A 12,919-nucleotide genomic window follows, 5' to 3' on the forward strand; every position below is an offset into this window, starting at 1 on the left:
TCCTGATCCCGCCATTGCTACCACCCTTTTGCTGACCCTCACGTCTCCGGCGTGTCCGCCGGTTGTCTACGGGTCCTGAGGATGCACGTCCTGTTAGTACCGATAGTTGATCAATAGAAGATTTGTCTACTGACCCACGTCGAGACCGATTCGAGATGTCAACCGTCGCCGATGCATGTGCGGCGGCGCCGTCCCCGCTGGGCTCGGACGACACGTCCGAGCCCAGCGCGGTGGTGCGTCACGGGGCTGCCGGTGACGGCTCGCCCTCGACGGTGATGTCCCGTAACGCGTCAGCGAACAACCGCATGGAACGGCGTCCTCCCGGATTCAGCAGGACGTCGACGCCGTCCGGGAGCAGCGTCAGCAGCTCGCCCAGGTCGACCTGCCGCCACTCGGCGGCGTCGACCCGGGCCTGGTCCACCGCTCCGGTCGCGACGAGCACACACGGCACGTCGTCTGGCGCCGGTGCCACGATGACGTCACCCTCGCTGTCCAGCGCGACGTCCACGAGGCTGTCCCGCAGTGCCAGGAGCACCACGTCGACGCCCGCGCGACCGGAGGCGACCAACTGCGCGGCGGCGTCCGCCGGGCTGGTGGGCGCCGCTGGATCCTCCGGCCGGTACAGCGGATTGGCGGTGAAGCGGCCGACGGTGCCCTCGGGCTCGACCAGCCAGCCACCGACGATGGCCTCCACCGGAGGCACGTCGGTGGTCTCCGCCGGCCCCTCGTCGGGCGCCTCCCAGCGGGTGTCCGTCAGCAGCATCCAATTCCGCTGCCGGTCGCCGTTGTCGTTCTCGTTCATCACTTCGTCCCCTTGGGCTTTGGATGGAGCTGCGAGAATTCGCCGCCGTTCTGCACGGCCAACGTCGCGATGGGTTGGCCCGCGCTGGTCACCAGGCCGGCCTCGTCCACGCCCTCGGTGGTGACGACCACCTCGTTCGCCGCGAAGATCCGTCGCCGGTTGCCGAGAGCAGCCATGGCGTCGGCGAAATCCTGCCCTGCCGTGCCGGATGTGTTGCCGAAGTTGCAGGAGATCAGGGCGATGGACCTCTTCGAATTGGGATCGAAGAGGTCGTTGTGGTGCAGGACCTTCGCGAACTCTCCACCCGGGACGTGCAGCACCGTGCCGTCCGTCAGGCGTACGGCGGCGCCGTTCGGGTTGCCGTGCGCGATGACCAGGGTGGGATCATTTCTCAGTCCGGCCCAGGGCGGAGAGACGAACTCGTTGCCCGCGAAGCCGGTGTCGGTGCCGGGCAGCTTGCGGACCGCCTTCAGTCCCGGGGCGGCGGCCGTTCCGTCGATGTTCCGACCGAAGGCGAGGTTGGCGTCGGTCCGGGCCCAACTCGTGAAGCTGTCGTTGTCGGTGGCCCTGCTCGGGAAGAGCACGCCGATCAGTTTGCCGTTGTTGTCCACCAGCGGGGTCGACTCGACGTCCGAGGCGTGGAACGTCTTCAGGTGGCCCTTGCTGTTCTGGCCGAGGATCAGCGTCGGGTCGTTGGCCTGCTTCTTCTTGGCAGCCTTGAGGTCCCGGTTGAACCGCAGATCGAACAGCTTCGTGTCGATCTTGTTGAACACGCCCTTGATGGTCTTGCCGAGACCGACCTCGGTGACCTTGGCGTCGATTCCGCGTCCCACCGTGGTGGCACCGCCGCCGGTGATCTCCTTGGTGCTGTTCTTGATGCCGTCCGCGATCTTGCCGGGGCGGATCTTGCCGGCGAACTTGTTGGCGAACTTGATGACGCGGCTGACGATTCGCCCGCCGGGGACGAGGCCGAGGGCGAGTCCGCCGGCGGCGAGGGCGATCTCGGCGGGATCGCCGCCGAGGGCTGCGGCGGCGAGGTCGATGGCGCCCGAGAGGAAGCCGATCGCTGATCCCAGGGGCGGGAAGATGAACGAGGCGACCACCGAGAGCACGTCCAGGATGGTGGTGATCCACTCGATCACGGTGCTCTGCAGGAAGTCGATGAATGCCTCAAACGCTTCGACGATCTTGTCCCAGAGGGACCGCTGTGGTGCGTCCTTGGCCAGTTGGTGCAGAGTGTCGGCGGCGGTGCGGGCGGCCTGGTCGCGCAGGGCGGTGGCCTGACCGAGCAGCGACTTCGCGCCGTCGAGTGCTTGCTGGGCGTCGGCGGCCCGGTTCTTGGCGGCGGTGGCGTCGTCGGTGGCCTGTTCCTTGGCGTCCGGAGTGGTCGTGGTGTCGGCGTTCATGACGAGAAGCGCGGCCGCCGCGCTGACGGCGGCGGCCTGGGCGGCGCTCTGGTCTCCGGCGGCCTGTCGGGCCTGGTCGAGGGCGCGCAGCGACATGCTCTGCGCCTCTTCCAGCGAGGGCAGGTACCGCAGGTACGCGTCGGCGGCGCTGGCGTAGGAGTTCGCCATCCCGTCCAGACGTCCCGGCAGATTGCCGATCAGGTCCCGGAAGGCGTCCATGGCCTTGCCCTGGCCGACGTCGATCTGGCTGCCCGAGGCGAGCAGGCCGTGCGCCTCCTGAGTGGTTCTGGCCAGCTCCTGGTATGCCCGGGTGATCTCCTCGAAGGACTCGGGATCACCCGGCACTGGATCTGAATCGAGCTGCAACACGGACCACTCGGCGTCGCCCGGACGCGTCATGACGAACCTCCCCATCGCATCGTCAGGCCGGCGCCCGAGCCGTCCGCCGGGAGCCGAGTCGCACACGTAACCGGGGGGAGATTGGTTCACCTGATGAACCGGGCCGGCCGCCGATCCGTGTACGCCGCAGTTGCCGAGACGGTCGGGAGGGTGCGGAGATGAGCGAGCGGATGGGCAGGCCGGCGGGGGAGTGGGCGCGATGAGCGAGATCCTCGTTCCTGGCGCGGAGCTGGAACGCGTACACGAACTGCTGCGGCGTACGAAGGAGTTGATGGACAGCGCGTCGGTCCGGTCAATGGGTGCGGTGGTCGACACGCTCGGTCAGCGCGGCCTGGAGGACGCCGCCCGGCACTTCGAGAAGCGGTGGGGTGACGGTCGGCACGTCGTGGGCAAGGACTTCGGGGGCGTGCGCGACGCCGCGAAGGCCGTCGCCGACGCGTTCCGGGAGACCGACACCCAGACGGTCAACGCGTTGACCGCGCCGGACCAGCAGGCGGCACAGTGAGCGCCCCGACCCAGGCCCATGCCGCGACGCCGGTCCCGACCGGCTTCCAGCTGCGCACTCCGCAGGCGTGGGTCGACTTCCCGGTGGCCGATGAGGCGAGCGAGAACCGACTGGGTGAGGAGGCGCGGGGCCACGCCCTGACCGGCGGGTTCACCGCCGACCAGGCCGGCCGCTTCGCCGAGCAGGTACGCCGGTCGGTACGCCAGGCCCGGCGCGGCGGCGCGGTGCACGCGGCCGGCGTCTTCGAGATGTACGAGGACGGTCCGCTCACCGCTACCGTGGTGGTCGCGGTGGTCACGCCACCGGCCAACGGCGACATCCTCGGCGCGTTGACGGCGGTGGCGCACCCCAACCGGGCCGACGGGACCTGGCGGCGGGTGACCACCGCGGCGATTCCCCGAATCGGCACCGTCGGCCGGGTGTACGGCATCCAGAACGTCGTCCAGGACGGCGTCACGATGCGGTGCGCGGTGATGCACAGCGTCGTGCCGATGCCGGGATCGGCGGACGTCGTGGTGGTCACCGGGTCGAGCCCGAACCTCGCGGAGGCGGAGGACATCTTCGAGCTCTTCGGTGCGATCACCGAGTCCCTGGCGTTCACCTGGGACGACGACCAGCCGGTGCTGGCCGCGCGGCCGGAGTCGACGGGGGAGACCGCGCCCGACGCCTGAACCCGACACGACAAGGGGGACACCGCGCGGCGGTGTCCCCCTTGGCCTTACCTCACATCTCGACCGCCGCCGCTCCCGGTGGCGTCACCAGTGACCGCAGCGCCACCGGATCGGTACGGGGGACCTGTACCAGGCGGACGGTGCCGTCGCCCAGGTGCAGCAGCGCCCGCCCCAGGCGTCCCCCGCCGAGCTGGCCCCGACTGAGCTTGGCCCCGATCAGCTCGCCGTCGCCGAGCCCCTGCGGGCTGAGCAGCGCACCCTGCCGGTTGCGCCGGGCGTCGACGTGCCAGCCGCCGAAGCCGCCGGACAGGCCGTCGATGGTGCCCGCCATGACCAGCCCGAGCCCTCGTTCCGTGCCGGTTCGGGCGATCTCCCCGAGATCGCTGCCCGCGTCGCACTTGAGCAGCAGCTCGGCGTCGTCCAGCACGACCACGGCCGGTCCGCTCCTGCGCTCCAGCGCGGCCGTCAGCACGGCGGAGGTGAGGTTCTCGCTCGCGACGAGGTCGAGCACGCCCGGGAGGTCGGCCAGCTCGCGCAGCGGCGATCTGCGGGGCGCCGCCACGACCACCTCGGTCCCCCTGCGCAGCAGGGTGGCGACCATCGTCAGCAGCGCGGTGCTCCGTCCCGAGCGAGGTGGGCCCGCCAGGACCAGGGTCGGGACGACCGTCAGGTCCGGCCCGATCGCGGTGAGCTCGTCGCCGCCCACACCCACCATCGTCCACAGCGGTCCGTCGGGTCGGTTGAGCGTCTCGGTGTCGGCGAGGGTCAGCTCGTCGGGCAGCACATCGATCCGGAACGGGCGGTCGCCGTGCGCGAGGTCCGCGTCCCGCCGCCGGGCCGTCTCGGCGATGTCGGCGAGTACGCGCGCCTGCCCCTGACCCGAGGTGTCCTCGCCGAGCAGCGCGATCTGCGCCTCGGCGCCGTCGGACGCCCGGATCGCGCGACCCGCCTCGATCTCGTCCGGCAGTTGCCGGTGGTTGATGCCGACCATGCTGTAGTCGCCGCGTTCGGTCAGGCGTAGCACCAGCTTGTCGTCGGTGGTCGACGAGATCCGGCTGGAGAACATCGCCCGGTCACCCGCCAGCACCACGTGGATGCCCGCCCCGGCGCCCTCGCGCAGCAGTGTCAGCAGAGCGGCCATGATCGTGCCGTTGTCGTAGTCGGCGAAGGTCTTGTCGAAGACCTCGAACCGGTCCAGGAGCACCAGGATGTGTGGCGGTCGCTCATCCGGGGCGGCGCCCGTCCGGTACTCCACCATGCTCGCCGAGCCCCGGGTGGCGAGCAGCTGCTGCCGTCGGCCCAGTTCCGCGACGAGACGGGCGAACAACCGGCCGAGCCGCTCCGCCTCGGTGCGCTGCACCACCGCCCCGCAGTGCGGCAGACCGTTGAGGGCCAGCAACGCCCCGTTGCCGCAGTCGACGCCGTAGAGGTGGACGTCGGCCGTGGACTGGACGCGGGCGACCGCCCCGGCGATCGTCCGGAGCGTCTGCGATCGGCCGCTGCGCGAGGAGCCGATGACGTGCAGGTGCCCGAGCGTGGAGAGGTCCAGCGCCAGCGGCACCTGGTCCTGCTGGGCGGGAAGGTCCACCAGTCCGTAGGCGACCGCCGGGAGGTGGTAGTCGTTGGCGCGGGCCGGGGGCGACGCGTCGACGGTCAGCGAGGTGGGCAGCGCCGGCAACCAGGGGCTGTGCTGCGGCGCGATGCCGAGTCCTTCGCTGGCCTCCCGGATCGCCGTCACGAGTACCGCGAGGTCGGTCAGCTCGGCCGACGGCGCCGCCTCGCCGGAGCGGCGACGCGGCGCGGGGCGACCGAGGTCGGGAAAGGACAGTGGCGCCAGCCAGGGGGCTGCACGGTCGGTGCTGCGCGCGCCGGGGCGGAACCCGCCGACCCGACCCGCCTGGAACGGCACCAGCGACGACTGGGCGAGACGGACGAACGCGCGACCGGGCGTCGACTTCGAGATGGCGGCCGCGTCCGGGGCGTTCAGCACGTCCTGGCTCTCGCTGCTGTCGGTGACCCGCAGCGCGATGCGCAGGTTGGTGTTGGCCCGGATCTCGGGGGAGACCACGCCGCCCGGTCGCTGGGTCGCCAGCACCAGGTGGATGCCGAGCGACCGGCCGCGCTGGGCGATGTTGACCAGACCGGTCACGAAGTCGGGCAGGTCACGCACCATCGACGCGAACTCGTCGATCACGATGAGCAGGCGCGGCATCGGGACGCGGGACGGCTCGCGGCGCAGCAGCTCCACGTAGTCGTCGATGTCCTTCGCTCCGGCCTCGGCGAGGATGTGTTCGCGTCGGCGCAGCTCCGCCGAGAGCGACGTCAGCGCCCGGCCCACCAGGTGGGTGTCCAGGTCGGTCACCATGCCGACCGTGTGCGGCAGGAGGACGCAGTCCTTGAACGCGCTGCCGCCCTTGTAGTCGACGAGCACGAACGTCATGGCGTCCGGACGGTTGGCCACGGCGAGCGAGGCGACGAGGGTCTGCAGCAGCTCCGACTTGCCGGAGCCGGTGGTGCCGGCCACCAGGCCGTGCGGTCCGTCCCGCTTCAGGTCGAGGGCGAACGGCCCGTCGAGCGACACCCCGAGCACCGCCTCGGTGGTCCGACCACCCGAGGTCCACCGGGCCGTCACCGCGTCCGGCTCCGGCGGCTCCATCCCGAGTACGTCGAGCAGCCGACTCGACCCGGGCAGGGCGCTCTCCTCGTCGGCGCCACCGATGTCCCGCAGCGGCGCGAGCGCCCGCGCCGTCCGGTACAGCCACTCGGGCGACACGACGTCCGGGTGGACGTCGGCGATCGGGGCGGCGAGGGTCTGCGTCACCAGCAACGACCCGTCCTCCTGCTGGGCGATGACCGCCTGGCACTCCTCGGGCAGCAGCCGCTCCTCGGCGTCGAGGCAGATGGCGTACACCCCGACCGCCGGTCCTTCGCGCAGGATCTGGGTGACGCCGGGCAGGGACCGGAGTTTGCGGGCGCCGTCGAGCACCACGAGGATGTCCCGGAACGCTCCGTTGCCCCGCTCGCCGGAGCGGGACGAGATGATGGTCACCAGCTCGCCGACCCGGCGGGCCAACGTCTGGGTGTCGGTGCCGACCGTCGCGAGGGTGTCCTGACCGTCGCGGGGCCGCAGGTGCGGCAGCCACCCCGCCCACGCCCAGCCGGTCTCGTCGGCGGTGCCGCAGAGCAGGTAGATCTGCAGGTCCTCCGGGCTGTGCAGGGCACTGGCCTGGGCCATCATCCACCGGGCCGTCGTACGTGCCACGGCGTCGCCGGCCACCCCCACGACACCGTGCTTGCGCACCGGCACGGTCGCCGGCACGTCGAGGGCGCTCCACCGGACCTCACGCCGGTTCTCGTCCTGGCTCAGGTCGCGGAGCACCACCTCCGACGGCAGGTCCGCGCTGCCGACCCGCAGCTCCAGGAAGTCAGGATCGGTGCGGCGTCGCTCCCACAGCCGACGCTGCGGGCCGGTGGCGATCAGCCCCATCGACGCGGGGTCGGGAAAGTCGTCCCGGCGGACCGACCGTTCGGCGGCCAGCGCCTCCTCGGCCTCGCCGCTGATGCGCGCCCTCTTCTTCTCGTACTCGGCGAGCCGCGAGCGGTAGGTGGCCCGGCCCTGGCGCCGCGCCCCGATCTGACCGGCGATCAGCACCAGCGGCGACAGGATGGCGAAGAGCAACGTGAGCGGGTTGCGGGTGATGACGAACGCGGCACCGGAGAGCACGACCGGCGCCAGCACGGTGATCAGCGTGAGCGGCCGTCGCTCCGGAGGCGCTGGCGGCCCGGGAAGCGTGAACTGGGTGGTCCGCGCCGCGGGCAGGAGGCGGGGCGGACGGTTGTAGTCCAGGCCCGTACGGTCCTCCGAGATCTGGAGCGCGGCCTCGTCCCGCAGGGGGCGGCGAAGCTCCAGCAGGGAGGAGCCCGCGGCGAGTTGCGCTCCGGGCGTCCAGATCCGCTCCAGCTCGTCGACCTCCACCCGGTCGAGTAACAAGCCGGGCTCCATCGGACGGAGCCAGCACTCCCCGTCCTCGGTCACCCGCAGCCGGGCGAGCACGGGAGCGAGCGGGTCGTCGTGTACGCGGACGTCGTTGCCGTCGGCGGCGCCGATGGCGTGCTCGCCGATGGCGAGCGGGTACAGGTTGCCGGCGCCGAGACCGCTGACCAGCCGGATCTCCAGCGGACCGGCGGCCGGTGGCGGTGACACGGGCGTCGGACGATCCAGCTCGACGACGCTGCCCTGCCACAGCGGGGCGTCGGCGAGCGTCAGCCCGGGGTCGAGGGGAGCGCCGGCGACGAAGATCGTCGGTGCTCGGGTGCCGGGTTCCGGACGTCGCCCCGCCAGCACCTCGGCGAGCTCCGCGACGGTGGAATCGAGGGCGGCCTCGACCTGGTAGTCGGTTGCGGGGGTGGACTGATCCGTGACGGTGAGCAGCAGGCGCACGGGTATCTCCTGGTCGGACGATCCGGCGGGAACACGGTCGGGGCCGCGTGGTGATCGCTCACCGCGCGGCCCCGACCGTTCGTCGCGTCAGCGGCTGAGGCTGGCGGCGGTCTGCGTGTCGGTCTCGGAGAAGGCGTCGCTGACCTGCGTGAGGTACTGGCTGATGCCCTCCATGCCGTGCAGGGTCTGCTCGACGCTGCCCTTGTACTCCTCGAAGTACGGACCGAACTGCTGCTGCGCGCCCGGGGTGTTGTAGCCACCCTGGATCAGCGTGTCGATCTTGCTCTTGGCCTGGGTCATCCCGTCCAGCAGGGTCTGCATGTTCTGCTGCAGCCAGCTCGCGGACTCCTGGATGTCCTCGCTGACGATGTGGTACGTGGCCATGTCGCCCTCCCGTATTCCTGTGGTTCTGCGGGTCGGCGAGCGGTCCCCTCGTGGACCGTCTTGCGCCGACGCCGCCACCCACACGGATGCCCGCGCCATCCGGTTCAGGGCAAGTTCGAATCCGTCCGGGACCTCCGTCGCGGTACGGCGATGAACCGTTTCGGTACGGCGTCCGTGTGGGTGCCGGACCTGTGCACGAGCCCGGTCCACAGGGAATACGAGGTGGAGCGAACATGGTGCAGAGAGCGCGGATCGCGATCGCGGTGATCGGCCTGGCGGCGCTGACAGCGTGCGGGGACGCCACGGGGGCGGGCGGCACCGCGAGCGTGCCGACCCAGGGGGCGTCGGCGGCCGCGTCGGTCACCGCGACCGCGGACCCGAGCCCGCAGGTGATCGAGGTCAGCCCGGTGCCGCCGGCGACCGTGGCGAAGACGCAACGCCGCGTCCAGATCTTCAGCGGGCCGTCCGACGTCCCCGTCTCCGGTAGCCCGGACCGCGGTCAGGGCAGCAATGTGGTGCGCTTGCGGGCCATGGAGCAGCCCGACATCGGCACGTACGTCGCGGACGGCCAGGGCAGGACGCTCTACCGGTTCGACAAGGACTCGGCGAAGCCACCGAAGGCGACCTGCGCGGGCGACTGCGCCAAGTCCTGGCCCCCGTTGCTCATCTCGTCACCCGGCCGGATCTATCCCGACGGCGTCGATCCCCAACTCGTCGGGTACGTCGAGCGGGCCGACGGCACCTGCCAGGTGACCATCGGCGGCTGGCCGGTCTACCTGTTTGCCAAGGACACCGCGCCCGGCGAGATCCGGGGCCAGGGAGTCGGCGGCACCTGGTTCGCGGTCGCCCCGACCGGCGCGAAGACGAAGCCGCTACCGGAGGTCGTCGCCGTGCCCACCCCCACCGCCCGCTAAGACCGTGGAGTCGACGATGAGCCCGGACGGCACGTCCGACAGCCCGGCGGTCACCGGCGCGGGGGCCGCCCGGCTGGCGCCCCGCTGGAAGCCGGCTCCTGGGCCGCAGTGGGGGCCGGCGGCGACCGCGCCGACGGCGAGACGCTGGCGGCTCTCTCCGAAACTCGTGGTGGCCGTCGCGGTTCCGGTCGTCCTCCTGGTCATCGCGGGGACGGTCGTGGCCGTAACCCGGCCCGACCTCCCGCGACAGAAGGTCCTCGACACGGCCGCCCTGCAACGCCAGGTGCTGACCGTGCTCCGGACCGACTACGGGCTGAACGCGGACACCGTCGGCTGCCCGGTCGACCAGCCGGTCATCGAGGGCCACCGGTTCACCTGCACCGCCGAGGTCGACGGGGCTACCGTCACGACCTGGGTGACGGTCCGGTCCACGGGCCAGCTGGAGGTCGCGCGCCCGAAGTAGTCGGCGGCGGGCGGGTCGGTAAGAGTTCGTCACGAGGCTGGTAACTGGCCGACCGTAGCGTCGGGGCCGGGCCGATCGCCGGTTGCCGGACGTGCCGGTGGCGGGCCCGCTCGTAGACCCGCTCGTTAAGGACCAGGCACCAGCGATGACAACGGCTCCCCACCCCTGTGCGGCGTCCGGCCGGACTCCCGCACTTGACGAGTTGATGGCCGAGAACTTCGGGCCGTTGCTCACCTTCGTCGAGAGGCTCGTGGTGGACCACCACCTCGCCGAGGACATCGTGCAGGAGACGTTCATCCGCGCCTGGCAGCACGGCGCTCGCCTCCGCCTCATCGAGGTCCCGATCGGCGACTGGTTGATGACGGTGGCCCGTGACCTGGCCGTCGCGTCGCTGCGGGAGGTCGCCGTCGGGCGGGAGAGGATCGAGCCGGAGGTCGACGCTGCCCAACCGGACCACGCGGACGCCGCCGTCGCCGCCGCCGAGGCGGTCTCGATGCTGCGCCGGCTGTCCGTCGAGCACCGCGCGGTGCTGTTGCACACCTACCTGGCGGGACGGACCACCCACCAGACGGCCCGTGCCCTGGGCGTTCCGGTCCGGACTGTCCGTTCCCGGCATCAGGACGCGCTCCACACCCTGCGGACGAGCCGCCAGGCAGCCTGACCGGGCCGGGTGGCCCGCCAGCTCAGGCCGGGGAGCGCAACCGCGAACCGGAGGCGTCGACGATCCGTTTCGCGCCGTGCACGGTGACCCCGGTCAGCCGGATGTCCCCCAACGTCTCGGGGATGTGCGGATCGGTGGCGAGGACGCCGTCGCTGACGTCCAGTCCGAGCATCGTCCGTAGGAAGAGCAGGGGCGCCCCGCTGGCCCACGCCTGGGGGTTGCAGGCGGTGGGGTAGGGCACGGGTCGTCGTCCCAGTGACCGGTCATACCCGGAGAACGCCTCGGGCAGGCGGTAGTCGAAGTGGGCCGCCGCTTCGAGCATCGCCATCGCGATGCGGTTGGCCTCGTTCCGGTGGCCGTACCGGGCGAGCCCGGCGGCGATGATCGAATTGTCGTGCGGCCACACGGTGCCGAGGTGGTAGCCGATCGGGTTGTACCCCAGGTCCGCGGTCGACAGCGTCCGTACGCCCCAGCCGGAGAACATCTCGTCGGACATCAGGTGCCGCGCCACCAGGGCCGCCCGGTCGGGCGGAACGATCCCGCTCCACAGCAGGTGGCCCATGTTCGAGGTCATCGAGTCGATGGGACGTTTCTCCGCGTCCAGGCCGATCGCGTAGTAGCCACCGCGCTGCGGCAACCAGTAGTCGCGGTTGAACCGCTCGCGCAGATCGGCGGCCTCGGTCCGCAGCCGTCGCGCCAACGGGGCGTCGGCCCACGGCCCGTCGGCGAGTTCCGCGGCGCGTACCTTCGCGTCGTAGGTGTAGCCCTGGATCTCGCAGGTGGCGACCGGCAGGTCGGGGAGCCTGCTGTCGGCGAACTGCACGCCGTCCGGCGAGTCGCGCCAGCACTGGTTGCGCATGCCGTTCGGAGAGCGCGTGCCGTACTCGACGTACCCGTCGCCATCGCGGTCCCCGAACTCGTCGATCCACCGCAGCGCCGCGTCGGCGTTGGGCCGCAACTGCCGCACCAACGCGTCGTCGCCGGTCCACCGCCAGTACTCGGAGAGCAGGATCAGCCAGAGCTGAGTGGTGTCGGCCGCGCCGAAGCAGGGGCCGTAGGGCTCGATGCCGAGCTGCGTGAGCTCGCCGGAGCGGAACTCGTGCAGGATCTTGCCGGGGTCCTGGTCGCTGAAGTCGTCGACGACGGTGCCCTGGTGTGCGGCGAGAGTGACCAGTGCCCCGCGCGCGACGTCCGGACCGCAGGTGATGCTCTGGTACGCCGTGATCAGCGTGTCCCGGCCGAACACGGTCAGAAACCAGGGCATGCCGGCGGCCAGCAGCACGACCCTCTTGCCGTTGATCTCCTTGACGATGCGCATCGACACCAGGTCGACGGCCGATTTGTGGTAGACGTTGCGCAACAGCTCTGATTCCGCGCTGAGATCCGGTTTGTTGGCCGTCCACCGCGATGCCGCGTCGTCGGCGTCGGTGGCGTGTGCCTCGCCGAAGACACGGCTGGTCGGCTGGAAGTCCGTACCCTGACAGTTCAGCAGCACGCGCACCTCGCATCTCCAGGTGTCGCCGCGCTCCAGGCGCACGTCCCAGGCCAGCGAGTCGCCCTCGACCCGGTCGGCCGGGGGACTGGCCTCGACGGTGGTGCCGGCTGACCAGCCCGAGTTCCGGTAGGAGAAGAGCAGGGCGGAGCCGTCCCGCCGGTGGTTCCGTCGGATGTCGGCCAGCCGGCTCCGTCCCGCTCGCTTGATCTCGAAGAGGTCGGCGAAGTCCACGCCGACATCCAGCCGCAGGCGTACGGAGACCGGTTCGACGCCGAAGTACTGCAACTCGATCCGCTCGTACATGCCGTCCCCGACGAACCGCTCCCGGCGCAGCCCGATGCCGTTCGCCCGCAGGTTCGGTAGCTCCGGGTTGGCGAGGAAGAAGGCCGCGGAGTAGGCGTCGACGGTGCCGGCGCTGAGCACCAGCGGGGCGTGTCCGTCGAGGGTCATCTCCCAACGGCTGAGGTAGCGGGTGTCGTCGTGCACCAGTCCGGCGATGGAATCGGCCGGCACGTCGCCGACAGCATTGGACAACATGAAGGTTCGACCCTCGAATATGCCAACGGAATCGGAGCCGAGTTCCGGAGGCATGTCACGGTTGGCTCCGCCGTGAGGGCGTTCCTGCTGTTTCGTCGGCCGAGAATTCATGGCACCCGCACCTCCCCCGTTGGCAGGGGCGGCCCCGCCGTACACGCTCGCAGTCTAGATGATCGATTCCAAGGGATGTGGGACCGCAAGTAGACGCGAGGGCGTCCATGATCGGCGTTGTCTAGGCAAC

The 12,919-nt window shown here is 71.0% G+C and carries 10 protein-coding genes; 5 read left to right on the plus strand and 5 right to left on the minus strand.

What is annotated here, in order from left to right:
• Positions 1-238 precede the first annotated feature (238 nt).
• Both ACLQ25_RS28695 and ACLQ25_RS28700 read right to left on the minus strand, forming a co-directional pair.
• Positions 239-802: a type VII secretion system-associated protein gene (locus ACLQ25_RS28695; protein ID WP_425733880.1), complete on the minus strand. Its 564-nt coding sequence runs from the start codon at positions 800-802 to the stop codon at positions 239-241.
• The gene (locus ACLQ25_RS28700) at positions 802-2,607 is read right to left on the minus strand and encodes a hypothetical protein (protein ID WP_425733881.1); all 1,806 of its coding nucleotides are present in this window, start codon (positions 2,605-2,607) and stop codon (positions 802-804) included. The genes ACLQ25_RS28695 and ACLQ25_RS28700 overlap by 1 nt, the downstream gene beginning before the upstream one ends.
• Positions 2,608-2,806: 199 nt before the next feature.
• On the opposite strand from ACLQ25_RS28700, the gene ACLQ25_RS28705 reads away from it, so the two are divergent.
• Both ACLQ25_RS28705 and ACLQ25_RS28710 read left to right on the plus strand, forming a co-directional pair.
• The gene (locus tag ACLQ25_RS28705; RefSeq protein ID WP_425733882.1) at positions 2,807-3,112 is read left to right on the plus strand and encodes a hypothetical protein; all 306 of its coding nucleotides are present in this window, start codon (positions 2,807-2,809) and stop codon (positions 3,110-3,112) included.
• Positions 3,109-3,783: a hypothetical protein gene (locus ACLQ25_RS28710; RefSeq protein ID WP_425733883.1), complete on the plus strand. Its 675-nt coding sequence runs from the start codon at positions 3,109-3,111 to the stop codon at positions 3,781-3,783. Before ACLQ25_RS28705 ends, ACLQ25_RS28710 begins: the two co-directional genes overlap by 4 nt.
• A 52-nt stretch (positions 3,784-3,835) precedes the next feature.
• On the opposite strand, the gene ACLQ25_RS28715 is transcribed toward ACLQ25_RS28710, so the two are convergent.
• Positions 3,836-8,224 carry an FtsK/SpoIIIE domain-containing protein gene (locus ACLQ25_RS28715; protein ID WP_425733884.1) on the minus strand — a complete coding sequence of 1,463 codons (4,389 nt, stop codon included), beginning with the start codon at positions 8,222-8,224 and terminating at the stop codon, positions 3,836-3,838.
• An 87-nt stretch (positions 8,225-8,311) separates the two neighbouring features.
• Positions 8,312-8,608, minus strand: a complete 297-nt coding sequence (locus tag ACLQ25_RS28720; protein ID WP_425733885.1) for a WXG100 family type VII secretion target — start codon at positions 8,606-8,608, stop codon at positions 8,312-8,314.
• Between the two features lie 233 nt (positions 8,609-8,841).
• On the opposite strand from ACLQ25_RS28720, the gene ACLQ25_RS28725 reads away from it, so the two are divergent.
• The 3 genes from ACLQ25_RS28725 to ACLQ25_RS28735 all read left to right on the plus strand — a co-directional run bounded on the left by ACLQ25_RS28725 (position 8,842) and on the right by ACLQ25_RS28735 (position 10,646).
• Positions 8,842-9,522 (plus strand): hypothetical protein, encoded by a 681-nt coding sequence (locus ACLQ25_RS28725; protein WP_425733886.1) that lies wholly within the window; start codon positions 8,842-8,844, stop codon positions 9,520-9,522.
• A gap of 16 nt (positions 9,523-9,538) precedes the next feature.
• Positions 9,539-9,985 carry a DUF4333 domain-containing protein gene (locus tag ACLQ25_RS28730; RefSeq protein WP_425733887.1) on the plus strand — a complete coding sequence of 149 codons (447 nt, stop codon included), beginning with the start codon at positions 9,539-9,541 and terminating at the stop codon, positions 9,983-9,985.
• Between the two features lie 145 nt (positions 9,986-10,130).
• Complete coding sequence (locus ACLQ25_RS28735) at positions 10,131-10,646, plus strand: sigma-70 family RNA polymerase sigma factor (RefSeq protein WP_425733888.1); 516 nt, start codon at positions 10,131-10,133, stop codon at positions 10,644-10,646.
• A 22-nt stretch (positions 10,647-10,668) separates the two neighbouring features.
• On the opposite strand, the gene ACLQ25_RS28740 is transcribed toward ACLQ25_RS28735, so the two are convergent.
• A complete protein-coding gene (locus ACLQ25_RS28740; protein WP_425733889.1) occupies positions 10,669-12,789 on the minus strand; it encodes a glycogen debranching N-terminal domain-containing protein in 2,121 nt (706 codons plus the stop codon).
• Positions 12,790-12,919 lie beyond the last annotated feature (130 nt).

Source organism: Micromonospora sp. DT44, assembly GCF_049841635.1.
Lineage (GTDB): Bacteria > Actinomycetota > Actinomycetes > Mycobacteriales > Micromonosporaceae > Micromonospora.